Here is a 26,232-nt window from a genome sequence, read left to right as displayed (position 1 = left end):
AAAAAAACACCTTCTTTTTCCATATTGCTCTATATTTAGTGTTTATCTATCATTGATACAGGGGAATGGAAAGGTAGATTTATTACTTTTTATCCAGTTTCATTTTAAGAATTAAGGATAAGAATTGAATCAATTATAAGAGGAGAGAAGAACTATGTTAAAAAAGATGAGTTTAGCAGGAACGCTTATGGCGTTATCAATCGGTTTAGCCGGCTGTGGAGGAGACGAAGAAACCTCAGCTTCCGGGACAGCGAAAAGCAAGGTGATGGAAGCGACTATTCAAGATGCCTCATACATACTAGCAAATCAAAACAATGGAGTGTCAGAAGGGGAAGAACCAGGGTTGTTAGCTGTAAACTTTAAGATTAAAAATACTTCAGACTCTTCCATTACTCTGTCAGGACGAAACGATGTTAAGCTTTATGATGGCGAAAACCAATTAAGTCCCAATACAGAAGCGGCTTATTCTGTTGATATTCCTCCAGCAGCTTCAGGCGGAGAGATTGGCGCAGGAAAGGTGAAAGAGATGACGGTTTTCTTCGATGTGGAAAAAGGCAAAGAATACGAAGTAGCACTTAAGCCGTTTGTGAATGGAGAGCCGGAAAGTGAAGAAGTAACTATGAAGCTAAATACACAAAAATACGAAGACAGCTTAAAAACGTTGAACGATCCAGCGAAGGCGCTCGCAGGATATGTAGATACTATTTATTTAGGCAAAGAAAATACAGACTATGAAAAATTAGTGACTGCAGATAAAGCAGCACTTCAGGAAGAAGCTCGAAATAAATTTAAAGAAAACCTGACAAGAGGAATGGATAAGCAGCTGACGGATGAAGAAGTAAATAAATATTATGAAACGTTTAAAAACACGCTCGCTCAAAAAGCCAAAATAGAACCTGTCGTGTTATCCAATGCGAATGGAAAAGCAGAAGTAAGTTTACAATACTCGGCTGTTTCCATGTCTAAGTTTTATGATCAAATGTACAATTACCAAAAAGAGTATTATCAAAATGCCGGCTATGACCGTGAAAAAGCTGAAGAATATGCTCTATCCAAGTTCGATGCCATCGTTAATTCACTTGAAGTGAAGCAAGGAGCAAGTGACATAAAAATTAAAATGCTTGAAAAAGATGGCAGATGGACTGTGGATCCGTCACACCATTCAAGCAAGTATTTAGTGGACGCATTTGGTGCGGGATCCATTTATTAAGGGGAGTGGCCAATGAATAATCAACGATGGATCATTGTTTTGGGAGCGGTTGTATCCATTGCCGCAATCGCCGTCTTCTTGGTCATGCAGCAAGCAAGCTCTCCTGAAAAAACAGTTGAAAAGTTTTATCATGCAATAGAAAAGAAAGATCATGAAGAATTAAAAACGCTGCTTGTAGCAGATGAAGAAAAAGCCAAAATGAATAAAGTGTCCTTGCAAGCGTTAATCAATTACTTAAATCAAAACAATGCAAGTTTTGAAGCAATCAAAGACGGTTTCGAAGATCAGATTTCTAATGAGGATTACTCTACCTCCACCCAGCAAATCAGTTTAATAGAAGATGAGAAGAAGTGGGGAGTCTTTTCACAATATAAATTGAAAGCAAAAACCGTCGCAATCAAAGTAAAGGATGAGCAGGAAAACGATAACATAAACAAACTATCTGCAGGTGGCATGACGATTCCGGTTCAGAATAAAGAAGAAGGTGTGTATGGACCGGTGCTGCCTGGTGTTTATGAATTAGAAACTACTGTGAGTAATCAGCTCGGTGTTTTTAAAGAAAAAGCCAAAAAAGATTTATGGGGAAATACGGAAATCAGTCTATTTATAGACGATGTGAAACTTGTGAAGGAAGACAAGAAGGTTCAACAAGAAATTCTTGAAGCGATAGCTGTCTTTAACAGTGACTTTGCTGTTTTTCAAACCTCGAGCTTTAACATGGAGAAGTTCACTAACGTGACGGATACCATTAAAGAGATCAATTCATTTGCGAAAGCTGATTTTGAACGCGCAAAAGACTACATTGATGAAGTGCAGTCTCAATATTTAGGGTCTGTTGTCAATACTGACGGATTAACGGTTCATTATTTTAACGAACAGTGGAAAGCAGATGCACAGGCGCTTGTATCTTACAGCAACAAACTGAAGCTGAGAGAACAAACGGCATATGAGGATTTTTCAGATGAAACGATTTGGAATTATTCATTGATCTATGATAATGACAAAAAGAAATGGTTAATTGCGAATGTAGTTGATACACGAAAAGGTAAAGCAGATACACAATTTTGGAACAGTAAAAAAGAAATGAAGGTCAGCAATCCAGAGGTGCATAAATGGATGCGTACCGGGCAGAAAGACCAGGCAATATTCTAAAGAAAGACCCGCTTATTAGAGAAGCGGGTCTTTCCTTATGCATTCTGTTCAGCTTTCTCTAACAGATTAGTTGTTAACGAGGTGAGGCCTGTTGTTGTTTGGCTGATTTCCTGAATGGATTCCACAATTAGATCCAAGTCTTTTTTGTTGCGCGCAAACATGTCAAGATAGTTATCCATTTCTGCCTTTACAGTAAACAATCCGCCTTTCACTTGTTCGAGTTTACTTTTGGATTGATCGTTGGAATCATTTAATGCTTCCATCTGGCTGACGAGATGATTGATATTTGTATTGTTCTTATTGATTAATGTGTTAATGCTGCTGCTCATCAGTTTAGCATTTTCCGCAAGCTTTCTCACTTCACTGGCGACGACAGAAAACCCTTTGCCATGCTCTCCGGCGCGGGCTGCTTCAATAGAAGCATTCAAAGCCAGCAGATTTGTTTGATCGGCAATATCTTCAATTCCTTGGGTGATTTTAATAATTTCTTCTGATGTTTCTTTTAGTTCTTTAATGCCTGAAATCGAAGTGCTGACTTTATCGGTGGAATCAATAAATTGTTTCTCCATTTCTTGCATTTGTGCTTCGTTTTGTATAGTTAAGCCGACTAGATTTTTGCTAGATTTCTCGGTGTTGGCTGTTTCCTGCAGAATTTGAGAGGCGCGTAAACTTGTATCAGAAATAGCGGCTTCTGTTTGCTCCACTGAAGCGGCGACCTCTTGACTGGCTGAAATAATTTCCTGCTGGAGTATGCTTTTCGCTTCATTTGCCTTATTTAATTCAGTTAATCTTACATCCATATATTGGTTAATAACGAGTTGAGCATCAAGATTCATGACATGAGTAACGGCTAAAATTGCCTCGGATAGCTCCTCTGGATCCTGTTGATAATACTCCACGATTTTTGGGATAATTAGTGTGTTAAAAGCTGCATATGAGGCGACGAACCATGTAACAGGTACAAAATGCCGGTTGTGTGTCTGCCCCATTCTCGCTCTCATCTGTAAAAATGCATCATCAATTTTCCCAGTCAAGAGGCTGCCAAAATAATCTGCAAACACTTTTTTCAGTCTCTCGCGGCTTGAAGCGTGTTTAGCAATTTGAGCCATTTCAGGATTTTTAAGCAAATGGTCTAATACTTTTTCTAATACTTCATTTAATATTTCATCTATAACTGGGGACATTTCTTGCAGCTTTTGAAGGTGCTGTTCCGTCAATCCCATATAAAATAGCCGGGAGTTCAACGTGTGATCACTCGTAGTGGCAATGACTGATTGGTTTGGAAAAGCAAGCGAAGCTTCATATTCTTGAAATTCTGTTTTATTTTTTAAGAAAGGAAACATGAGACATCCTCCATCGTATATGTAATAAGTTCTATTACATTATGCCGATGATTGGCATTTTTTTGCAACTATTAATCGGTTAGAAGCCAATAAAATGGTTGAAATAAAGGGCGATTCGTTTATCAATATAGGAATTTTGGTAAAGGGTAGTAAGAGAATGCTTTAGGGAAAGAAGTGATGGTATGGAGCAAATGGTCGACGGTTGGTACAGGACTGAAATTCTTTATTTTATGGTCATTTCTTCAGTGATCATTTTAACTAAGTGGCTAGTCATGTTTAAAGTGAAAAAAAGTCAAGGGACAGAAGAGAAAAAAGCTGTTTGGGTTTGGCTTCAATCTGTTCTGAATTGGTTTTCTTTTTATGGAATTATTCTTTTGTTTTTATATTATTTTTCTAATGAGAGCTGGCTGTTTTACTCGCTCTACTCAACAGATGAAGTAGAAGTTACCTTATTTCTTCTGCTCGTTTTAATCGTTGTCATTTCATTTGCGCATCGAATAGCGAGGCTGTTTAACCGCATTGTCATGCCGAATATTTACGAATTTTACGGAATGGATCGAGGATCGGGTGCGACTATTAGTCAGATCATCTATTATATCGTTATGACGGGCGCGCTTGGTTTTAGCTTTGCGGCAGTGGGTCTAGATCTGGCAACTGCTGCAGCCGTTTTCAGTGTGCTGGGAATCGGAATCGGATTCGGATTGCGAAATGTGGCAGGTAACTTTATTTCGGGTATTATCATTTTGTTTGAACGTCCGATTAAAGTGGGAGATACTGTTGAAATCAATGGTAAGTTTGGCAGGGTTGAAAAGATTCGTCTTCGTTCAACTCTTGTTCAGACGGCAAAAGAAGGGGCGCTTATTGTTCCTAATCAGTACTTTCTCGAACAGGTGGTGCCTAACCGGTCAGGAGCTGAAATATTGGCTGAGGTAAGAATACAAGTGGCTTACGGGGAGGATACAGTCAAAGTAGAACGGTTATTGCATGAAGCAGCGGAAAAAATAATTAAAGAGAAAGACATTCAGCTGATGGGGAAGCAGGATGTGCGCTTTGTGGAATTTCGTCATCAAGCGATGATCTTTCTGGTAGAGGTGCCTGTTCAAAATATTGAGATAAAGCAGCGAACAGAGAGTTATTTGCGTCATGCGATTGCTGAAATATTTTATAGTAATGAGGTGATTCTTTCATCTGAACAGAGCGGCTCGCCTCAATCGTAAAAGGAGCAGGGAGAAGAACTCACCTGCCCCTTTTTGGGTTCACTTTTAAGACGACGGTTTTAAAAATTCATGCTGTCCACAAGTCAGGAGATCTCTCCATATACGATTGATCGTGGATGTTTCCATAATCGCTTCCATTCCTAAATGGCGGAGTAATTGATTGGCTGAATCAATCACTGCTTGAACGGTATGAAGGCATGTGCCAGTCATTTTTGCTAAGTCGTCCTCAGAAAGTGCAGAGCCTGAGGTGTGTTTTTCCCACATTTGCTTGACCATTAAATAAAATTGGCCTTCGAGCAAATGATGGTTTTCCATTGCTTTCTTGAGAGGGTCGGATATGAGCGTAACTGTAGGATTCTTCGCTCTTTTCTCCTTGTAAATGGTCTCAGCTTCTTCTAAAAAATGCTCGCCGATTCCAAGACAAACAGCCGTAAATGATGCTTCCGAGAATTGTTGGAATGGAAAGGAATGAACTTCATACCCGAAAGCGTTCTCTCGCTTGAAAATGGAGAACGTTCGCTCTGTTGGCACAAAAATATCTTTGACCATTACTGTATGACTTCCCGTCCCTTTTAAACCGAACGCTTGCCAATCCTCTTTAATTTCAACTTCTTCGGGAAGAAAAATCATCGCCAGCATGTCATCCGTTTTCCCTTTAATTAGGCAGTTGGCTGTGACCATCGTTGCATGATTGGCTCCGCTGCAATATTTCCATTCTCCACTGACCAAAAAGCCGCCCGCAATCGGTTCCGCGACTCCTGAAGGCGAACCGCTGCCTGCAATCACAGCTTCAGAAGGTGAAAAAAGTTCATCGGCGGTTTGGGAATGAAAATAAGGAACAAACATACCTCCGCCAGAACCAATCGTCACGAGCCATCCAAAGCTTCCATCCATAGAGGAGGCCTTTTGACATTCATAGAGACCATCTGGCAAACTCATTTCTAGTCCATTCAAAGACTTAGGCACAAATAATTTAAAAAGCTTTGTTTTATAAATATAATCGAGTATTTCGTCCGGCAAAGATCCAGATACTTCTATCCATGCAGAAGCTTCTCTGATAAATGCCGTGACATCTTGATCACGCAAAATGGTCACCAGCTTTCGTTTTCTTTCATCATAGCACGGAGTAATAGTATTCTGCAGATAAAAGATATGAAAATACTTGACGCGGCTATTGAATTTCATTTACGATGTTAAACGTAATAATTACGCTTTATATACAAGTTGATTTTTAATCACCTAAACACACACTTTAAATCGTAATCGTTTTGTTTTAATGAAAGGGAGCGGAGAAAATGAAAAAAGTACCGGTAACCGTGTTGAGCGGATTTTTAGGAGCAGGAAAAACGACATTATTGAATCACATACTCGACAATCGCGAAGGAAAAAAACTGGCTGTCATTGTGAATGATATGAGTGAAGTAAATATTGATGCAGAGCTAGTGAAGCAGGGCGGATTTTCACGAACAGAAGAAAAATTTGTTGAGCTGCAAAACGGCTGTATTTGCTGCACACTGCGCGAGGATTTAATGATTGAAGTGGAACGGTTGGTTAAGAATGGCGGCATCGACGGAATTGTGATTGAATCAACAGGAATCAGTGAACCCATTCCCGTTGCACAAACCTTCACTTACATTGATGAGGAGATGGGAATTGATTTATCCGCTAATTGTCAGCTAGATACCATGGTGACAGTAGTAGATGCTTATCGCTTTTGGAATGACTTTTCATCAGGTGAAACGTTGCTCGACAGAAAGCAAGCGGCAGGTGAGGATGATCATCGAGAAATTGTCGACCTATTAATCGATCAGATCGAATTTGCCAATGTTCTTATCCTGAATAAACTCGATTTAGTTGATGACGAGACAAGAACTGTGCTTCTCGGGCTGCTCAAAAAATTAAATCCTGAAGCAAAGGTGATTGAGACTTCTCATAGCCAAGTGAATTTGAACGAAGTCTTTCACACTGGTTTATTTGATTTTGATCTGGCGAGCCAAGCAGCAGGCTGGCTGAAAGAATTAAACGAAGAGCACGTGCCTGAAACAGACGAATATGATATCACTTCATTTGTGTTCAGAAAAAATATCCCTTTTCATCCAGAAAGACTTTATCAATTTTTAAGTGAACTGCCAGTGGAGATCGTCCGATCAAAAGGGTTTATTTGGCTGGCCAGCCGTCCGACAGAGTCTATTCTTTTATCGCAGGCGGGACCGTCGATTGTACTCGAATATGCAGGGAGCTGGATCGCAGATTTACCGGAAGAAGAGCAGAAACAAATGTTTCAAGAAGAACCTGAAATCCTAGACACTTGGCACCCAGAAACGGGCGACCGTAAACAGGAGCTAGTGGTGATTGGTGTGGAAATGAACCATGCGGAAATGATTGCGGGACTTGAAGCGTGCTTGCTAACGGAAGCTGAACAGCACCTAGATCCTCGTGATTTTAAAGATCCGCTGCCCGTCTTAACAGGTGAAACGGTTCAGCAATAAGAACATTCTCTTATGGAATGTGATCCCCCTTCTGATAAAATAGAAATACATTGAATCAGAAGGGGATTAATATGTGCTTAATTAACTTTCAGTATCAGCAGCACTCAACATACAAATTAGTGCTGGCGGCAAACCGGGATGAATTTTTTGAGCGTCCAACTGAGAAGGCTCACTTTTGGGATGACCATCCAAACGTGCTTGCTGGGCGGGATCTTAGACAAATGGGCACTTGGCTTGGAATCACGAAAGATGGCCGAATCGCAGCTTTGACTAATTACCGCGATCCGTCTGAAGAAACAGACGGGAAAGAATCGCGCGGCGAAATTGTACGTTCCTTCTTAACGAGTCTTGATTCTCCGAAAACATTTTTAGAAAAGCTAAGCAGCGAGAAAGATAAATATGCAGGATTTAATCTGTTAGTCGGAAATGCAGATGATCTATGGTATTACAGCAATAAAAGTGATCAGATAGAAGCGGTTTTATCCGGGACACATAGTTTAAGCAATGCTTTTTTGACAACGTCTTGGCCTAAAACGGACAGAGGAAAAACTCTGCTAGAACAATGTCTGAATGACGAAGAGGCAGGTATAGACTGTTTGTTTTCTCTTTTGCAAAATGATGAACAGGCACCGATTGAGAGTTTACCCAAAACAGGCGTCTCTTTAGAATGGGAAAAAATCTTGTCGCCGATCTTTATTAACAGTGAACATTATGGAACGAGGGCATCAACCGTCTTAATCATTGATCGGGAAAATAATGTAAAGTTTATAGAAAGAAGCTACTTAAACGGAAAATGTATAAACGAAGAAAGCTTCCGCTTTACGATTCAGCCTTGATGGTTGAATGGTGAAGGGAAGCTTTTTTGTTAAGCGATTTTACTGTAAGTGTTTGCGGACAAAAGGCGGGCCGAAACTAAACGTTTGCGGGCTAAAATACCAATCCAGGCAGCAATAAATGCCTTAATCAAACCGCCAATAATAAATGGTGCAAATCCGCCGGCAAAAGCTTGAGTCCAGGTTAAATCAGCGAAAACCTTCAGCCAGGCTGTTCCAAAGCCAAGGTTAATGAACATGCCGATCACATTTGCCGCAAATGCTTGTGCTACGGTAAAAGATGTTTTCTCTAAATAAAGACCGATAACAAAAGCTGAAAGAATGAAGCTGATGATATAACCGCCAGTAGGTCCAAAGATCACTCCCATGCCGCCGCTCATTCCAGAAAAGACAGGGACACCTACAGCACCAATCATCATATAGACAAATGCGGATAAGGCCCCGTATCTAGAACCTAAAATCGTTGCCGCAAGTCCAACAGCTAATGTTTGTCCTGTTATTGGCACTAAAGGTAAAGGGATGGTGACTTGAGCTAATATTCCGATAATTGCAGCGAAAATAGCAGCCGTCAGCATCATTTTCAGTCGTTCTCGCTGTTGATTCATGTCGATTCCCCCAAAGAAATTATGTCTAAAATGTTAACTTTATTTTAAACACAGTTGTCATTATAGTCAATAAAATTATTCGATCAGAAATTACAGTTAGTGCAAAATTCAAAATATAAACTAATACCGAGAAGCAAGTAACATAGGGGAAATGTATAACTGTTATTTTATTGAGGGCTGAATCGTGCGAGAAAAGTAGCGTTATTTGAGAATAGGCAAAAATTAAACGAAGGGGAGGAAGTACTAGCTGCTCAAAATAAACGGCTGGCCCACCTGATCGCTGAGCCAGCCGCTGCATTTCAATATTCAGCTTTTACGCTTCTTCTAAATCTGCAATACTTACTTCTGTTCTTTCTTCTAACGGACCGCGAAGGTGAACCACAGCCATTTGTTCGTTTTCCTTCAATTCATCAATCCAAACGGATGTGCCATTGAATTTGACGTCAATATCCGCAGATGAAGATAAGATTTGTTTAGCACGTATAATATCCATCTGTTTACCTCCTGTTATTGTAAACGGTGAAGAAAAACATCATCTCGTTTTTGCATTTTGATCCTTGTTTCGTTTCACACCTTTGCTGTTGTCACCGGCTGTAATTTCAGAAGCAAATTCAGTCGTGCCACGTGCTGGTGAGCTTTGATTTTTGCTGCCTTTGTTAAACTTTTTCGTCATTTTTCATTCTCCCTTCCATATAGTCAGTTATAGTGTTTGAAGGAAAATGAAAGTTATGCACTTCATTTGAAAATGATAAGGGTTATGACATAAAAGTGAGGGGCTTTGAATAATAAAAAGCAGGGTGATTCAAGTCAAAATCAAAAAGCCCTTCCTGCAAATTGGCAGAAAGAGCAACGCTATATTCAAGATGCATTTCTGAGGAGGTAAGCTAGTAATTATCTTCCCCATTTTATTGAAAATAAACAGATGTTTTTGACTTTTGTGTGAAATTATTGATGATGCAATGAAATAAAGCAGAGGTTATATCAGTTTATTCTGTGTTTGAATAATACCTAAATGCAGACCTTCATGGAATAAAGTAAAGTTAAGTAGTTCTTCCACAGAGCTAAAAGTAAGTCCTCTAATAGTAATCTCTTTTTGAGGCTGTGCCTGTAATCGGTCAGAAAAATGCCGTTGAATATTTTCTGTCTGTTCGTTTAACAGTTGAATGACCTCTTGTTTAGAAGGGGATTGACCCGGCCAATCTGAAGGCCGTGTGCCGGCAGCGAAATAAGAATTATATTCTTTTACTTTTGTGTCATAGCTTGAATCAGCCATCTTCATAAAGGATTCGAGCACAAAGTAAATATGTCCAGCATTCCATTTGATTGTGTTTGAAAACCCGGGAGGCTGCACATCCCATTTGCTTTCATCAATTTTCTCAAGTGTTTTGATCGTTGCACCTCTAACAAACTTCAATTGATCCCAAACCATTCCTACCACCCTTTCGATATGACTACCCTATTATCTACTTTAATCTCTTTATTGTGATAAATCAAAAAATTACACCTAAACGATATCAAAAAGTTTCATTAGTCTGTAAGCAACGAATATAAGTGGCGGTCACTGAGGCTAATAACACCAGACCAAACCCATTTTTTGGACCTGACCAACCGATACTCATCCTCGAACCACAGTTCCCATACTTTAATAATCCACCAAGTAGGTTTTTGGAATCAAATAGAATAAAGTTCTTAGGAATTATACCCGTATAATGTAGGGAATGTAACATTCAATTTTATATTATTTTTAAGTGACTGAACTAATAAAAATAGTTATAATAAAATTAAATAGAGACTATTTTCCTATTTTAAATTAGTTATATAAGATATTGAAAGTAACTGTCACATAGGTAATTATGCTCTTGATGAAGATTGCATTAATTAATGGTGAGCATATCTATGTAAGATTAACAGATGAAAGTCTTAAGAGTATAAATGTGCTTACTATTATCATTAAAATGATAAGTTTATAGCAATTTTGACAGATAAGTTTTGTAAGTATGAATGAAGATTACGAATAAGATTATTTGTGAAAGATGATGGTACTTAAATCAGAGTGGATTGATAATTTTGAATGTTACTTATTTACAGATAAATTTTATTATTTAAAAATTCAGATAAATATTTATTAGAATAGGAAAACGATATGTTTATTGTTAGAGCAAGGAACCTGTTCCTGTGACTCACGGGAATCATTTTTCCAATATCCTAAGGAGAAAATTATATGCCTATAGAAATGAAGATGATAAGTCCGGGAGAAGATGGCGATTTTCTTTTTCAGTTATACGCCAGTTCAAGGCAAAATGAAGTGTTGTTATGGGGTTGGAGTGAGGAAATGACAGGGCAATTTTTGAAAATGCAATATATGGCACAGTTGCGATCTTATGTGATGCAATATGGTGATGTAGATACTAAATTGATCTACTGTGATGGTGATAGGGTAGGGCGATTGCTATTGTCCAGTGACGAAAATAAGTTGCGCATTTTAGATATTACGATTCATCCAGAGTATCAAAATAAGGGAATAGGAACGTTTATTTTAAAGGAAATGATGGAAACGGCATGTGTTAATCAACAGAGTGTAAGATTGTCAGTGTTAAATGGAAATCCTGCACAACGTTTATATGAGCGGTTGGGGTTTGTGGTTGTGGAGGATGGAGATATATATTGCAAGATGGAGTGGAAGGATAGTCAATTTGAGGAGGTGACGCGGAGGTAGCTAACGGGAAAAGCAGTCGGATATTCATTGTTTCATAGTGAAAATATCAGTCAGTCAGAAGGAAGGAGCGCATAAATTGGAATCGTATATAGGGGAAATTCGCATGTTTGCAGGAAACTATGCACCAGAGAAGTGGGCATTATGTCAAGGTCAATTGATTTCAATTACAGAGAATGAAGCATTATTTTCTTTAATTGGCACTACTTATGGCGGAGATGGTAGAACGACATTTGCGTTACCGGATTATAGAGGAAGGGTTGTTGTTCATCAAGGGCAGAATCCGATTACTGGCACGATGTATCCGCTAGGGCAAAAAGCTGGAACTGAAACAGTCACTTTGACAACAGCACAATTGCCTGAACATACACATGTTGTTCACGCATCATCACAAGCTGGTACAGAACCAACTCCTGAGAATAATGTATGGGGAAGTGGAGTACAACAATATTCTACACAAGCACCAAATGCAACGATGAACCCACAAACAGTGTCTAATGTTGGAGGAAATCAATCGCATGATAATATGATGCCATATTTAACAATGAATTATATCATTTCATTGTATGGCATATATCCACAAAGATCATAGTGAAGGGGTGAACAAATATGGCAGAACCGTTCTTAGGAGAGATAAGATTATTTAGCTATTCATTTGCGCCAAAGGGTTGGGCTTTGTGTAATGGTCAAGTACTACCAATCAACGGCAATCAAGCGTTGTTTTCGCTTCTTGGAAAAGTATACGGTGGTGATGGTGTGACTAATTTTGCTTTACCTGACTTACGAGGAAGAGTACCTAATCATACTGGGTACGGTATAGCTCTAGGTGAGAAAGCTGGGGAGGAAACACACACATTAACGATAAACGAAATGCCTATGCATACACATCAAGTATTTGCCAGTACTAAAGATGCAAATCTGAAACAAGCTTCAGGAAATGTGTGGGGTGTAGCTGTTCCAAGCAGATTAAACTACTCTGAACAATCAAATACTACGATGCGCCCTGAAGCTTTAGCAGCTGCGGGCAATTCACAGCCACATTCAAATATGCAACCTTATCAAGTGGCGAATTATTGTATTGCAATAGTGGGAAATTACCCACAAAGAAATTAGAATGAAAGGAATGTAGACATGGATGCGTTCATAGGTGAAATTAGACCAATTGCAGGTAACTTTGCGCCAAGGGGTTGGGCATTATGTAATGGGCAGTTATTAACAATTGCACAAAATACAACGTTATTTTCCATTATAGGTATCATGTATGGCGGAGACGGCATAACAAATTTCGCGTTGCCAAATTTGCAAGGGAGAGCTGTCATGCAACAAGGTTCTGGGCAAGGGTTGACTCCTAGAACGATTGGTCAAGGCGGAGGAACAACTACAGTGACCTTAATAGAGAGTGAGATTCCTAGTCATAGTCATGTGCCAAGTTGTAATAATGCTACTCCGGAAAGTGACCCTACTAATGGGGTATGGGCGGATGTGGAGAACAGAAGAGGATATCCAAATATTTACTCACAAGAATTGGATGTCAATATGGCCCCTAATCTCATTGAACCGACTGGAGGTACTCAATCTCATAACAATATGCAGCCGTATCTTGGTTTGAATTTTATTATTTGCGTAAGCGATGGGGAATATCCTGTTAGATCTTAGTGTTTTGTGTTAATAGAAAAATAAAATAAAGGGGTGGGGTAATTGCTGAGCCGCTCTTTGCATTTTAGTTCGAGTAGAGAAAAAGCGTCTGTTATAGCGAAGTTGAACTTTTCAGTTCGGGTTGTTTTATCTTTTATGCTTATTTTTATTCCGTTTGTACAAATAAATCCTATTCAGTCCTATGCAGGGTCTAATGGTACCAATAACGGAACGTATGATTTTAGTGGTTCGCTTGATGCGGATAACAGTGCTGGTTCGGGTTTTGCTAATTTTTCGGATAAGTTTGTGATTAGTAATGGTTTTGAAGTATATGGAACTCAACTATTTTCAAAGAAAAATGGTGATGTTAATACTGCTAATAGAGGTATTGAAGAGACGCTAATTATCAAGGCTGAGGGTGGGAGTACTTGTAAAACTTTCACTTTTAAAGATTTGGGTATTAGTCCTTTTGCTGAGCCAAGTAAGCATGTTGAAAAATTTGATGTGGTATTAAAAGACATTAGTGAAAATCAAATTGGAGAGAAGATATCTTTTTCAAACACGGACTTAGAAGTAGGGAATATTACGCAATTAAGTTCTGTAGCGAATAGTGGTACACAATTTTCTATAGACAATGTTGCGTCTATCACTATTAATTACCAAATGGATAATCTTACTCCTCCAGCCGATTTAAATTTTGATAACATAACAATTTCTAATGTAAGTGTGGATTCAACCGCACCGACATTAACTAGTGGAACAATCACCCCTTCCTCCATCACAACCACAGGTGTCACATTAGGATGGGATAAGGCAACGGACAATATTACAACTGCTGGGAACTTAGAATACCGTGTCTACCAATCTACAAACAACAACATCGACACGGTAAGCAATATCGAAGAAAACGGTACACCTTTAGGATCAGGATTTACAAAAGATATCAATACGTTCAATGTAACGGGCCTCACGCCATATACGACTTATTATTTCAATGTCATCGTGAAAGATGCGGCTGGAAATAAGACGTCGTATACAAGTAAAGATGTGACGACACTTGCACCAAATGCACTACCCACTGGTTCTGTAACGATTAACGCTGGAGATAGTTTGACGAATTCAGCTACAGTTAATCTTACATTAACAGGGACAGATGTGGATACAGGTGACACGTTAGAAATGGCTTTTTCAAATGATAATAGTACATGGAGTGATTGGGAAGAATTTAGTACATCAAAAACAAATTGGGCATTATCATCTGGTGATGGTGCGAAAACTGTGTCTTTCAAGTTAAGGGATAATAAAGGTGGAGAATCCACTGTTTATTCTGACTCAATTACACTTGACACAACCGCACCAACCGTTTTAACTGTTACAATGTTATCAAATAACACAGCGACTTCAAAAGCGAAAGTTGGCGACACTGTCACATTAAACATCACAACAAATGAAGATATCCAAACACCGACTATCACGATAGCAAATCAATCAGCAACTGTTGGCACCGATGGCGATAGTGACGATAAGACGTGGACAGCAAGCTATACGATGCAGAGTACTGATACGGAAGGTGCGATACCTTTCACACTAGATATTACAGATGTAGCAGGCAATACAGCTACACAAGTAAGTTCTGTGACAAGTGGTTCAGCTGTTACTTTTGACAGAACCGCAGCTAATGATATTAATTTATCAAGTTCGTCAGTGACAGAAAAGAAACCATCTGGTACAACGGTTGGGACTCTGTCAGCAACAGATCCGAATGATGCTAGTGAAACGTTCACTTATTCTTTAAAAGCGATTGGAGATCATGCTTCTTTTACGATTGATGGTAGTACGTTGAAAACAGCATCATCCTTTGATTATGCAGACAACAATAGTTACGATATTACTGTTGTTGCAATAGATGATACAGGCAATCCATTTGAGAAAGATTTCACCATTACTGTTACACTAAATCAACCACCTACTGGTACGATTACAATAAATAATGGTAACGAGGTTACAAAGTCAACAAATGTAAGCTTAACACTGACAGCCTCCGATCCAGAAAACGAAACAGTGGAAATGCAATTCTCCTCTGATAATAACGTTTGGAGTACTTGGGAAACATTTAACATAGAAAAAACTTATACAATACCATCTGGTGATGGAACGAAAACTGTTTATGTGCAGTTGAAAGATGAGGCTGGAAATTTATCAAACTCAGTTTCGGATACAATAGAGCTCGATTCAACACCACCGGAAGTATCAGGGGTGACTGACGGGTCTTCATATCATACAGACCGCACAATTACCTTTAATGAAGGAACAGCAACTTTAAATGGAAGTGCATTTTCAAGTGGCGATACAGTCAGTGCTGAGCAAGAGCACACGTTAGTGGTTACGGACGCTGCTGGAAATAGTACAACAGTTAATTTTACCATTGACAAAACAGCCCCGACTACAACAGCTGTGTCAATTAGATCCAATCATACAAATCCGACAAAAGCAAAAATCGGAAGTGTAATTACATTAGACATCACAACAGACGAGGACATCCAAACACCAACTATAACGATTGCCGGTCAAGCAGCAACCGTAACAAATGCAGGGGATAGTAATGAAAAGACATGGCGAGCAACCTATGTGATGCAGAATAGTGATACGGACGGAAATGTTAGCTTTATAGTTGATATACAAGATTTAGCTGGAAATAGTGGAACACAAGTGACGGGAGTAACCGATAATAGTGCTGTCGAATTTGATGGAACAATACCAACCGCTACAACAGTTATGATGAGCTCAAATAATACGAGCGCTGGTGTCGCCAAGGTTGGGGATGTCATCACACTAGACATTGTAACGAATGAAGATATTACGAACCCAACTATTACAGTTGCAGGAAATTCAGCATCAGTTAGTGACAAAAATGATAGCGATGCAACAACATGGAGCGCAACTTATACAATGCAATCAAGTGATTTAGAAGGGTCAATTGCTTTTAGCATTGATTTTGCCGACCAAGTTGGAAATGCGGCAACACAGGTGACCGCTTTAACAACAGGGACTGCGATTATTTTTGATAGAACGGCACCGATTATTCAAAGTACGACTCCAGCTGATGATTCAACTAATACTGATTTTTCAAGTGACTTATCCATCACATTTAATGAAAACATAAAAATTGGAACAGGAAATATCGTGATTAAGAAACAAACGGATGACAGTACTGTTTCGACCATAGATGTGACGGGAGATAATGTAACAAAACCGTCAGATGACACAATTTCGATAAACACTGGAAAAAGTCTTACGAGTGAGACCGACTATTATGTCCAAATTGACAATACTGCAATCAAAGATGTGGCAGGAAATCCATTTGCAGGTATTGTCGATAAGACGACATGGAATTTTAAAACAAGAGCATTATCGACGGATGCTTCCTTGACTTCTTTACAATTAAATAATGGAACACTCATACCTGAATTTGATAGTACTACAACAAGCTATCAATCTTCTGTCGCATATGGAACTTCTAGTATGATCATCACGCCAGCAACAACAGATACGAATGCAAAGATAAAAGTAAACAATTTATCAGTAGTAACCGGACAACAAAGCCAACCAATCAATTTAAACGTTGGCTCAAACACGATTACTGTTGTCGTAACAGCTGAAGATGGAACAACAAAAACATACGAAATTGAGGTAACAAGAGCACCTCAACCTCCTAGTTCAGGAGGTGGCGGCGGTTCATCATCACCCAACCCTTCTAATCCACCAAAGGTAGAAGAAATCACTGTAGACGTTGAAACAGGTGAAAAGGATGACGGCACGATCGTATCTAAAACTCCTGTAAAACGAACGACTGAATCTGATGGTACTGTGAAAGATGAAGTAACATTTACAGAAGAAAAAGTAAAAGAAACAATTACTAAACTAAAAGAACAAAAACAAGAGACAGCAAGAATCGTTATTCCAGACAAAGAAGACAAAGTATCGGAAGTAAATGTTAATGTACCAAAAGATGCCGTAAAACAACTGGCTTCAGGAGAAACGAATCTTGAAATTCAAACAAATGATGTAAGTATTAAGATTCCAAAAGCATCTATGAAAGATTTCAAAGAAGATTTATACTTTCAAGTCGTTCCAGTAAAAGAAAAAGATAAGAAAAAAAGAATTGAGGAACGAGCTAAGAAAGAAGAACTTGTTCAACAAATTACTAAGGGAGAATCTGTAAGTGTTTTAGGCCGGCCAATGGAAATTCATACAAATATGCAAAGTCGTCCTGTCACATTAACATTACCTTTAACAGACCTACCAAAAAATGAAGAAGAAAGACAACAAATATTAAAAAACGTAGTTGTCTTCATTGAACACAGTGATGGTACGAAAGAAATCAAGAAAGCTACCATTATCACCAAAGATAAAACAGTGAATGTAGAATTTGAGGTGAAAAAGTTTAGTACGTTTACGTTGATGTATATGGATGGATGGGAAGAATATCTTCAGGAGCTTGAACAAAATGAAAGTGTTCATGACTCTTATATTAATGGATACCTTGACCACACATTCAGACCTAACGCACCAGTAACAAGAACGCAGATGGCAACAATGTTGGCGAGAAATTTAGGTGTAGAAACTGATTTTGGCTCGATGGAACAATATAAAGATGTATTTGATACACATTGGGCATTCAACGAAATCATGACAGCTAAAAAGTATGGCATCATGGTTGGTTCTGATGGTTCATTCAGACCGAATGAAAAAATTTCGCGTGCACAAATGGCTACAATTGCTTATAGATGGATAAAAAGTGAATGTGAAGCTAACCCTTCATATAGAATATATTGTGAAAACCTTGACGATAAATCAGGAGTAAACTACTCAGATGTATCCGATAAACATTGGGCATCACATGCTATTCGAGCGATCCAAAAGACTACTATCATGGAAGGATACGAAGGTGGTAGATTTAATCCAGAAGATAAGCTAACAAGAGCACAAGCTGTAAAAGTATTAAATCGTCTATTCAATCGTGGTCCACTGTATGGTGAATTAGAACCGTCTTTTACTGATGTACCAAAAGACCACTGGGCATTCAGAGAAATTGAAGAAGCAGCTAGAAAGCATAGTTTCATCATTGAAGCTGATGGCAAGGAATATATAGTTACACGATAATTATTCAAAAGGAAAGTCTGGAATTTTTAGGCTTTCCTTTTGACTATTAAAAAGCACCTTCAAAGAACAAAGGCTGTATCTTTTTCAGGCTTCATTTGTAAGCGGTCAGAAAGTGCCTTTGATGTTCATAATAATTGGAGAATCTCTTGTTTAGAAGGGGGTTCTACCGGCCATTCTGAAGGCCGCGTGCCGGCAGCGAATAAGGGTTATAGTCTTTAGCCTTAGTATTATAGCTTGCGTCGGCCATGTTCATAAAGTATTCAAGCACAAAGTAAATTTGTCTTGCATTCCATTTGATCGTATTAGTAAACCCTGCTTTCATCGATTTTCTCTAGTACTTTAATTGATCACCTCGGACAAGCTTGAGCTGGTCCAAAGCCATTCCACCCTGCCTTCGATTTTCTGCCATATAAGCAATTTAATTTCTTTTAAGCAAGAAATCAAAGATTTGTACTTTCTACTTTCAAAAAACGAATATAAGTGGCGGTTAATGTGATCATTAATAGGAGCTCAAATCCATTAACAGCTGCTGTGCTAGGAATGGGGAATTCAATAAAGCTGCCAATCATCATCATGGTAATACCGACCATCATCCAAATCCAGCGCCGCTTTTTCCAAACGAAAAGAGAAACGAGCAAAATGACAAAAGAAACAACTAGAACCATGACAGGCGGTCCTTCACTAGAGTTCTCATATCGAAGAGCGCCGTATTCCATTTGCGGTTCCAGATTTACATTCAAAGTGACCGTCCATAATTCATAGATGATCAGCGTAATCGTCAACCCCCAGAAGATCAGTGTCAGCCAAACACGCTGAATTCCGATGGTCTCCAGCATATAAAGGCAGAAAATGACTAAAAGTGGAGTGAAGAAAGCGTGCATCCAATAACGACTCATATTCAATGACTCAAGCAGGCCGCTTTTTCCAATCGAAGCTCCGAGGCCGATAATCGCATTGTCTAATACCAATCCTGTTAGGACAAGTAAAAGGAAACTGCCCTTATTCCATTCGTGTCTATATGCAGCGTACAGAGCGGTAATGAGTAATAGGATATAGCTGAATGAAAAAAGTAAATAAATGATTGAATCCATGAATCTTCTCCTTAAAAAAGCAGACAGAACAGTGTGTTACTTCTGTTCTGTCTGCTTATAAATTATTTATCCGTAAACGTATCCTTTAGATCACCCAGCTTTTGCTGCGCTTTCCCTTCATATTTCTCTGCTTTTCCTTCTGACTTGGTGCTGTGGTCATCTGTCAGAGCACCCCAAGCTTCTTTCGCTTTTCCTTTTAACTCTTTGCCTTTACCTTCCATACGATCGTCATTAGCGTGGTTTGTCATCTCTTCATTCATCCTTTCTTGAGTTGTAGGTTTCAGTTAATTGCTTTCATATATTGAGTAATTCCCGATAATATCTCAAGTAAACATCACGGATCATTTCACGTGATTCATTACGAATAAGAGAAATTTATATCTGACTGGAAAATATATCAATTACCAAGTAGCAGTGCTATCCTATTCATAGTCAAAAAAGATACATAGTAAGAACAGGAGTGATGAGGTGGAAATTACTTTGATCAGACATGGAAAGTCAATACATAAGGAAGGAAATCGGATGAATAGCAAACAATTTCAAAAATGGGTGATGGCATATGACCAGAAAGGAATTGAATCTGCTGATTGTTTTCCTGAACAAACAAAGGAGGCAGTAAAGAAGGCAGAAGCAGTTGTTACTAGTCATTTAAAGAGGTCAATTGATTCTGCTTCTTCCATCAGTCACCAGGCGAAAGTGGTGACCGATCAACTATATAGGGAAGTGGATCTCCCTGAATTAAATCTGCCAAGCATCATTAAATTAAAGCCCTCCGCGTGGTTAGTTCTCTCCAGAATCATTTGGTTAGCAGGGTTTTCCCATCAAGCGGAGTCTTATAAGGAAGCAAAGATTAGAGCGAGGCAAGCAGCAAAACAATTATCTGCTCTCACCCAACACCATCGGCAGATCGTTCTTTTCGGTCACGGTTTTTTTAATCGAATGATCGCCAGTGAACTCCAATCGATCGGATGGAGAGGGCGAAGAAGACCTAGAGCCAAACATTGGCATGCGGCCACTTATAAAAGGATAGATAGTTAACCTCTACCGGCTTTCTGTAGAGGTTTTTAATGGTGGCTGGCACTTGAAAAAGCAATTATTCTCGCATTTCAAAATATTTAATTCCTCATATACACCGATTAAACGTGATTATTTAGGATGAGATGGGGTTAGAAGGGGCTGAAAACCTATTGATAACGTTTTCATTCACTAAATGGCTCATATACGCATGACTTTCCCATATCCCCTTGAATCTCATTCTGAGCATGTTACGATAGAAAGCGTTGAAAAAAGCGAACGGCATACGAACAGTCAATTGAATATGAATCTCTGAGGAGGATGACATGTTAAACGAAAAAACAATCGTATTTTTAGGCGCAGGGTCAATGGCGGAATCAATGATTTCTGGAATGATACAAGCGGGGAAAGTACCTGCTAATCAAATCATTGTGACAAACAGAAGCAATCGGGAACGTCTTCAAGAATTAAAAAAGAACTACGGTGTAAGAATCACATCACTTGAAGACATTCCATATCAAGAAGCGGATCTATTTATTTTAGCGATGAAGCCAAAAGGCGCATCAGACGCATTATCTTCTATTAAAGATCAATTAAATAAAGAGCAAGTCGTCATTTCAGTATTAGCTGGCATTTCAACCGGATTTATGGAAGAACGATTAAATGCAGGACAACAAGTGATCCGTGTGATGCCAAATACTTCAAGTATGATTCAAGAATCAGCTACAGCGATGTCTCCAGGCAAGCATACGAAGATGGATCATGTGCTAGATGTAAAAGAGCTGCTTGAATGCATGGGGAAAGTATACGTGATCGAAGAAGAGCAAATGGACGTATTTACGGGTCTTGCAGGAAGCGGTCCAGCTTATTTCTATTATTTAATGGAACATATGGAGTCGGTAGGCAAGAAGAACGGAATGGATGAGGAAGTCGTTCGAGAAATTGTTGCCCAAACGATCTATGGCGCAGCTAAAATGATTATGGAAAATGATGAAACACCTGCGGAATTAAGAGAAAACGTCACTTCTCCTAATGGCACAACAGCAGCCGGATTAGATGCTTTAGCTCAATATAATGGAGGAAAAGCTATCGCTCAAGCTGTCAATCATGCCTTAAACCGCTCAAAGGAAATCAGCGAAGAACTTGAAGGCGTATTAGTTCCTTCCTAACAAAAAAATAAGCAAGCGTAAAAATAAAATAGTAATAAAAAATGTTGGAGGGATAGGATGTTAAACGAAACAGATAAACAGGTAAAAAGAGTTGTCATTAAGATTGGAAGCAGTTCTTTAACAAGCATGCACGGTGAGATCAGCAGAAGAAAATTGGAAAAATTAGCTGAGCAAATTGTCGCGTTAAAGGACGCAGGCTATGAAACAGCAGTCGTATCATCTGGAGCAGTAGCTGCGGGGTATAGAAAACTTGGATGCATGGAGCGTCCTCAGTCTTTACCAGAAAAACAAGCAGCAGCTTCCATTGGTCAAGGGTTGCTAATGGAATCTTATTCAGAACTCTTTTTATCTCACGGCTATGTAGCCTCACAAATATTGATCACAAGAAGCGACTTCTCTAATGAAAATCGCTACCATAATATGAAAAATGCATTGAACGTACTTTTAGACAGAGGAATTATCCCGATCATCAATGAAAATGATACTGTGACAGTTGACCGCTTGAAATTCGGAGATAATGACACGCTTTCTGCAAAAGTGGCGGCACTCGTGGATGCGGATCAATTGATCATTCTATCTGATATCGATGGTTTATATGATGCGAACCCTAACGAGAAGCCAGATGCGAAGCTGCTTGAAAAAGTTCATTCGATTACACCTGAAATAGAAGCAGCTGCCGGCGGTTCAGGCAGTGCAGTAGGAACAGGCGGAATGAAATCGAAAATCTCTGCAGTGAAAATCGCTTTGGCTTCAGGGTTGAAAGCATTTTTAGGAAGAGCTGAAACACCGGGCATCTTGCTCGGAGCGGTGAATGGCACAGCAAAAGGCACGTATTTTGAATCGGAGCCAGATGCGGTGAATTTAGATGATAATAAACAATGGATTGCCTTCCATTCAGGTCCCGAAGGCCAAATCATTATTAATGATGAAGCGAAGAAATCGATCGTAGAAGGCAACAAGAGTCTTTTCCCGGCAGATATCATCGAAGTAAACGGACAGTTCAATGATGGAGCCGTTGTTCGCATTGTGGATGAAACAGGCATGGAAATTGGACTCGGAAGAATTAATTATTCAACGGAACAATTAGAAGCGGATGAATTCCAGTTTCAAGATCAAAAAAACGGGCAGGCAGCTGTGCGCCAGGAAGCGTTTGTTTGCGCGCTTGATTTCGCCGTACCAGTCACTGTGTAACCTTGCATAGATTGTCAAACTAAAAATGGAGGGATTAGATGACGAATACAACGATGAATGGATCAGTAAAAACTCAAGCTGCAGCCGCAAAGAAAGCAGCGAAAACATTGAGCCTATTGTCAACAGAAGAGAAAAATGAAGCGTTGATTATGATGGCGGATCAATTAGAACAAGAAGCTAGTTATATTCTTGCAGCGAATGAAAAGGATTTAGAAAATGGGCGTGAAAAAGGCTATGAAGAAGCATTTATGGACCGCTTATTATTAACTAAGGAACGCGTTCACGAATTTGCTGAAGGACTTCGTGAAGTAGCTAAGCGAAAAGATCCTGTGGGTGATGTTTTATCGAGCTGGACGCTTGATAACGGCATGAATGTGGAAGAGGTCCGAGTACCTCTTGGCGTCATTGGAATGATTTATGAAGCACGTCCAAATGTGACAGTGGACGCGGCTGGTCTTGCGCTGAAATCTGGGAATGCAGTAATTCTAAAAGGCGGTTCGTCTGCCATCTTCTCTAATAAAGCCATTGTGGAAATCATGCACCAAGCGCTTGAAAAGTCGAAAATTCCGCAAGAAGCAGTTCAGTTTATTGCGAGCACCGACAGAAATGCGACACAGGAATTATTTACGTTGAAAGAATACATTGACGTGCTGATACCAAGAGGCGGAGCGTCACTGATCAATACGGTCGTTGAAAATGCGACGGTGCCAGTATTAGAAACTGGCGTTGGGAACTGCCATATTTATGTGGATAAAGAGGCAGATGTGGAAAAAGCATTGCCGATCATTATTAATGCGAAAACGGATCGTCCTGCGGTATGTAATGCGGCAGAAACATTAATCGTCCATGAAGACTGGCTGGCGGCTAATAAAGATCGTTTAGCAGAAACATTAAAGGAAAACGGTGTGACAGTCCATGGAGATGCAGAGGCAGCTAACTATTTGCCAGATGTCATTCCAGCTAACGAAGAGGACTGGGCGAATGAATATTTAAGTTTGGATATCGCTGTTAAAACAGTAAAAAGCTTAGATGAAGCCATTGATCACATTGAAGTTTATGGCACCAAGCATTCAGAAGCTATTGTGACCGAAAATAATAAAACAGCAGCGAAATTTATGAAGCTTGCTGATGCAGCAGCTCTCTACCATAATGCTTCTACTCGTTTCACAGACGGCAGTGCACTCGGATTTGGAGCGGAAATTGGCATTTCAACTCAAAAGCTTCATGCTCGCGGGCCAATGGGGCTTGAAGCATTAACTACGGTGAAATATCTGATGAGCGGAAATGGGCAAATACGATAATTAAATAATAATTATTTGAATCCGGCACATATTTAAATGTGCCGGATTCATTTTTTATGTAAAAAGCTTCACCTAAGACTTTTATTCCATTGAATTTCATTATATAATTTAATATTATCAGAATAATCATAAAAATATAAAATGTCTTACTGAGCAAAAAATTTATGTAAAGTAACTTCTAGATTTTTCAAACGCTAATTAAAAATATACTACATAAAGAATAGCCGACATGATATAGATATAAAAAAGATAAAGCAGGTGAGTGAATTGGCTAAAACGATTTCTGATATTGCCCAAATGGCAGGTGTAACAAAAAGCACGGTCTCTCGTTTTTTAAATGGCGGACCAATTGCTGAAGCAACGAGAAAAAAATTAGAAAAAATTATTGATGAAACGGGCTATATCCCAAATTCATTCGCGCAAAGTTTAAAAGCCAAACAAACAAGTTTTGTCGGAGTGATCGTCCCCCGGCTGGATTCTATAGCTGCATCAAAAACGCTGATCGGCATTGATGAAAAACTTAAGACACTAGATTATCAGATGATCATTTCCCACACGAGCAAGGATATAAACCGGGAAGTTGAAAGCATTTACAGCTTGGCTAACCAAAAAATAGCAGGATTGATTCTCCTGGCAAGCAAAATCACGCCCGCTCATATGGAAGCGTTTGCAAAAGTCAATATTCCTGTTTTACTGGTTGGGCTTGAGCATGAAAAGCTCTATTCACTGATCTACAACGACTACAATAGCGGGTATGATATCGGCAATTGTATCGTGCAAAAAGGTCATAAAAGAATCGCCTATTTAGGAGCGAGAGAAAAGGACTTAATCATTGGCAGACAAAGGGTAGACGGTGTATTAAAAGCTGTTAATGAGCATGGAGGATGTACGTTTAAGCAGTTTGAAACAACTTTTAAAATTCAAGATGCACAAAAAAAGGCAGAAGCCATCATAGATGAATTCAATCCAACGATCATTGTTTGTGCTACGGATAAAATAGCATTAGGGGTTCTAAAGGCCGCACATATGAAAGGTCTGAAAATTCCAGATGATTTATCTATCACAGGATTTGGCGGGCATGACATTACTGAAAGTATTCATCCAGGGCTCACGACGATTCAATTTCATTACAAAGCAGCAGGGGAAAAGGCAGCAGAAAAAATTGTCAGCCTGATCCAGCGAAAACCGGTTCCGTTCTGTACCGTTTCTAACTATAAGCTAGTGGAACGTGAAAGTGTGAAAGATTTAACGAAAGTCAACCAGCAGGATAAAGATATTGCTTCAGTGTAATAGCATGTTTCTTATTAAACCACTTTAGAAGAATTTGACGTATATCTCATCAATGGACTCAAGTCGTGGAATCCAGCAGCTCATGTATGCAAAGCGAAAATTGTGAGAACCTATATGATGCGGCATAAAAATGTAGCCATACATGGTTTAATAAGGGGGATATAATATGTCAATTGAATGGTTCGACAGAGTAGCAGATGAAATTTTGGAACCTCTGCAGTCAATATGTGAAGAATTTGATCAAATTGGACATATGGAGGTGCTGCGGGCTGCCAAACATCCCCGTTTAGAATTCTTTGTGGAAACGGATGAGGGAAACAGAGAATATTTTTGTGTCATTCACTTTGACCCGCATAACGAAGAGTTTTATGTTAAAACAATGGAGTTAGACTTTGAACTGACATCTAAAACGATATTAGATGATATTGAAGAAATTGTAGAAGAAGTGCACGAAAGCTTTCATGTGTTTATGGAAGAGGAAGAATATGAGGAAGAGTATGCAGAGAGATATGATGATGAAATGGAAGAAGAGGTGGAGGTTGAATGGACCACGCCGGAAGTGACTGCTTTTTCTAAATTTGATGAAGTAGAGGTCACTTATCAGTTCGGCATCATTGAAGAGACCAGAGATGGAGTTCTGCGCCGTGTCAGCCGTGTAAAAACCGATGAGGATGAATGGCTCACAGATGAGACGAATTTTATTTTCAGTAAAGAAGAAGCAAATACGATTGTTGCCATGATCGCAAGCCATGCAGATGATTTGAGTGAAATGAACGAATATGAATAGATAGAGCCGGGAAGATTTTTCCCGGTTTT

Annotated in this window: 25 protein-coding genes and 1 pseudogene; 16 read left to right on the top strand and 10 right to left on the bottom strand. The window is 39.2% G+C overall.

From position 1 onward, the window contains the following. Positions 1-154: 154 nt before the first annotated feature. Both JOC78_RS03665 and JOC78_RS03660 read left to right on the top strand, forming a co-directional pair. Positions 155-1,210: a DUF5105 domain-containing protein gene (locus JOC78_RS03665; protein WP_204553101.1), complete on the top strand. Its 1,056-nt coding sequence runs from the start codon at positions 155-157 to the stop codon at positions 1,208-1,210. A gap of 12 nt (positions 1,211-1,222) precedes the next feature. Continuing rightward, complete coding sequence (locus JOC78_RS03660) at positions 1,223-2,362, top strand: TcaA second domain-containing protein (protein ID WP_204553099.1); 1,140 nt, start codon at positions 1,223-1,225, stop codon at positions 2,360-2,362. 35 nt (positions 2,363-2,397) lie between these two features. On the opposite strand, the gene JOC78_RS17800 is transcribed toward JOC78_RS03660, so the two are convergent. Next, a complete protein-coding gene (locus JOC78_RS17800; protein ID WP_420829902.1) occupies positions 2,398-2,931 on the bottom strand; it encodes a methyl-accepting chemotaxis protein in 534 nt (177 codons plus the stop codon). Between the two features lie 237 nt (positions 2,932-3,168). After that, a pseudogene (locus JOC78_RS17795) lies at positions 3,169-3,705 on the bottom strand (protoglobin domain-containing protein); the annotation flags it as partial. A gap of 182 nt (positions 3,706-3,887) precedes the next feature. On the opposite strand from JOC78_RS17795, the gene JOC78_RS03650 reads away from it, so the two are divergent. Next, a complete protein-coding gene (locus JOC78_RS03650) occupies positions 3,888-4,922 on the top strand; it encodes a mechanosensitive ion channel family protein (RefSeq protein WP_239586982.1) in 1,035 nt (344 codons plus the stop codon). 45 nt (positions 4,923-4,967) lie between these two features. On the opposite strand, the gene JOC78_RS03645 is transcribed toward JOC78_RS03650, so the two are convergent. After that, complete coding sequence (locus JOC78_RS03645; protein WP_204553095.1) at positions 4,968-6,008, bottom strand: acyl-CoA dehydrogenase family protein; 1,041 nt, start codon at positions 6,006-6,008, stop codon at positions 4,968-4,970. Between the two features lie 209 nt (positions 6,009-6,217). Here JOC78_RS03645 and JOC78_RS03640 point away from each other — a divergent pair, with 209 nt between their 5' ends. Beyond that, on the top strand, positions 6,218-7,411 hold the full coding sequence (locus JOC78_RS03640; RefSeq protein ID WP_204553093.1) for a GTP-binding protein: 1,194 nt from the start codon (positions 6,218-6,220) through the stop codon (positions 7,409-7,411). Positions 7,412-7,482: 71 nt separating this feature from the next. After that, complete coding sequence (locus tag JOC78_RS03635; protein WP_204553091.1) at positions 7,483-8,247, top strand: NRDE family protein; 765 nt, start codon at positions 7,483-7,485, stop codon at positions 8,245-8,247. Positions 8,248-8,276: 29 nt separating this feature from the next. Here JOC78_RS03635 and JOC78_RS03630 read toward each other — a convergent pair whose 3' ends face one another. The 4 genes from JOC78_RS03630 to JOC78_RS03615 form a co-directional block, all read right to left on the bottom strand. Next, complete coding sequence (locus JOC78_RS03630; protein ID WP_204553089.1) at positions 8,277-8,849, bottom strand: biotin transporter BioY; 573 nt, start codon at positions 8,847-8,849, stop codon at positions 8,277-8,279. A gap of 313 nt (positions 8,850-9,162) precedes the next feature. After that, entirely contained in the window at positions 9,163-9,342 is a 180-nt protein-coding gene (locus JOC78_RS03625; RefSeq protein WP_204553087.1) for an H-type small acid-soluble spore protein, read from the bottom strand. A 39-nt stretch (positions 9,343-9,381) separates the two neighbouring features. Next, on the bottom strand, positions 9,382-9,522 hold the full coding sequence (locus JOC78_RS03620) for a hypothetical protein (protein ID WP_204553085.1): 141 nt from the start codon (positions 9,520-9,522) through the stop codon (positions 9,382-9,384). Between the two features lie 303 nt (positions 9,523-9,825). Next, positions 9,826-10,278 carry a DinB family protein gene (locus JOC78_RS03615; protein WP_204553083.1) on the bottom strand — a complete coding sequence of 151 codons (453 nt, stop codon included), beginning with the start codon at positions 10,276-10,278 and terminating at the stop codon, positions 9,826-9,828. A 792-nt stretch (positions 10,279-11,070) separates the two neighbouring features. On the opposite strand from JOC78_RS03615, the gene JOC78_RS03610 reads away from it, so the two are divergent. The 5 genes from JOC78_RS03610 (at position 11,071) to JOC78_RS03590 (ending at position 18,360) form a co-directional block, all read left to right on the top strand. Next, on the top strand, positions 11,071-11,565 hold the full coding sequence (locus JOC78_RS03610) for a GNAT family N-acetyltransferase (protein ID WP_204553081.1): 495 nt from the start codon (positions 11,071-11,073) through the stop codon (positions 11,563-11,565). Positions 11,566-11,668: 103 nt separating this feature from the next. Beyond that, positions 11,669-12,154, top strand: coding sequence for a phage tail protein (locus JOC78_RS03605; protein WP_204553079.1), 486 nt, complete (start codon positions 11,669-11,671; stop codon positions 12,152-12,154). Between the two features lie 17 nt (positions 12,155-12,171). Further along, entirely contained in the window at positions 12,172-12,675 is a 504-nt protein-coding gene (locus JOC78_RS03600; RefSeq protein ID WP_204553077.1) for a phage tail protein, read from the top strand. Between the two features lie 18 nt (positions 12,676-12,693). After that, positions 12,694-13,218: a phage tail protein gene (locus tag JOC78_RS03595; RefSeq protein ID WP_204553075.1), complete on the top strand. Its 525-nt coding sequence runs from the start codon at positions 12,694-12,696 to the stop codon at positions 13,216-13,218. Positions 13,219-13,260: 42 nt separating this feature from the next. Beyond that, on the top strand, positions 13,261-18,360 hold the full coding sequence (locus JOC78_RS03590; protein WP_204553073.1) for an S-layer homology domain-containing protein: 5,100 nt from the start codon (positions 13,261-13,263) through the stop codon (positions 18,358-18,360). Positions 18,361-18,523: 163 nt separating this feature from the next. Here JOC78_RS03590 and JOC78_RS03585 read toward each other — a convergent pair whose 3' ends face one another. The 3 genes from JOC78_RS03585 to JOC78_RS03575 form a co-directional block, all read right to left on the bottom strand. Continuing rightward, positions 18,524-18,682 (bottom strand): hypothetical protein, encoded by a 159-nt coding sequence (locus JOC78_RS03585; RefSeq protein ID WP_204553071.1) that lies wholly within the window; start codon positions 18,680-18,682, stop codon positions 18,524-18,526. 118 nt (positions 18,683-18,800) lie between these two features. Next, positions 18,801-19,451 (bottom strand): hypothetical protein, encoded by a 651-nt coding sequence (locus JOC78_RS03580; protein WP_204553069.1) that lies wholly within the window; start codon positions 19,449-19,451, stop codon positions 18,801-18,803. A 62-nt stretch (positions 19,452-19,513) separates the two neighbouring features. Next, positions 19,514-19,699, bottom strand: a complete 186-nt coding sequence (locus JOC78_RS03575) for a CsbD family protein (protein WP_239586981.1) — start codon at positions 19,697-19,699, stop codon at positions 19,514-19,516. 220 nt (positions 19,700-19,919) lie between these two features. Between JOC78_RS03575 and JOC78_RS03570 the strand changes: the two genes are divergently transcribed. From JOC78_RS03570 to JOC78_RS03545, 6 genes are all read left to right on the top strand, one after another. Beyond that, positions 19,920-20,489 (top strand): histidine phosphatase family protein, encoded by a 570-nt coding sequence (locus JOC78_RS03570; RefSeq protein WP_204553067.1) that lies wholly within the window; start codon positions 19,920-19,922, stop codon positions 20,487-20,489. 302 nt (positions 20,490-20,791) lie between these two features. Beyond that, positions 20,792-21,634, top strand: coding sequence for a pyrroline-5-carboxylate reductase (gene proC / locus JOC78_RS03565; RefSeq protein ID WP_204553065.1), 843 nt, complete (start codon positions 20,792-20,794; stop codon positions 21,632-21,634). Between the two features lie 57 nt (positions 21,635-21,691). Then, positions 21,692-22,825, top strand: coding sequence for a glutamate 5-kinase (gene proB, locus JOC78_RS03560; RefSeq protein WP_204553063.1), 1,134 nt, complete (start codon positions 21,692-21,694; stop codon positions 22,823-22,825). A gap of 38 nt (positions 22,826-22,863) precedes the next feature. Then, positions 22,864-24,126 carry a glutamate-5-semialdehyde dehydrogenase gene (locus JOC78_RS03555; RefSeq protein WP_204553062.1) on the top strand — a complete coding sequence of 421 codons (1,263 nt, stop codon included), beginning with the start codon at positions 22,864-22,866 and terminating at the stop codon, positions 24,124-24,126. A 267-nt stretch (positions 24,127-24,393) separates the two neighbouring features. Beyond that, positions 24,394-25,416: a LacI family DNA-binding transcriptional regulator gene (locus JOC78_RS03550; RefSeq protein WP_204553061.1), complete on the top strand. Its 1,023-nt coding sequence runs from the start codon at positions 24,394-24,396 to the stop codon at positions 25,414-25,416. Positions 25,417-25,582: 166 nt separating this feature from the next. Beyond that, a complete protein-coding gene (locus JOC78_RS03545; RefSeq protein ID WP_204553060.1) occupies positions 25,583-26,203 on the top strand; it encodes a hypothetical protein in 621 nt (206 codons plus the stop codon). Positions 26,204-26,232 lie beyond the last annotated feature (29 nt).

Source organism: Bacillus ectoiniformans, from assembly GCF_016908875.1.
GTDB classification, from domain to species: domain Bacteria; phylum Bacillota; class Bacilli; order Bacillales; family Domibacillaceae; genus Bacillus_BX; species Bacillus_BX ectoiniformans.
This window is presented reverse-complemented; position numbering and strand designations above follow the sequence as displayed.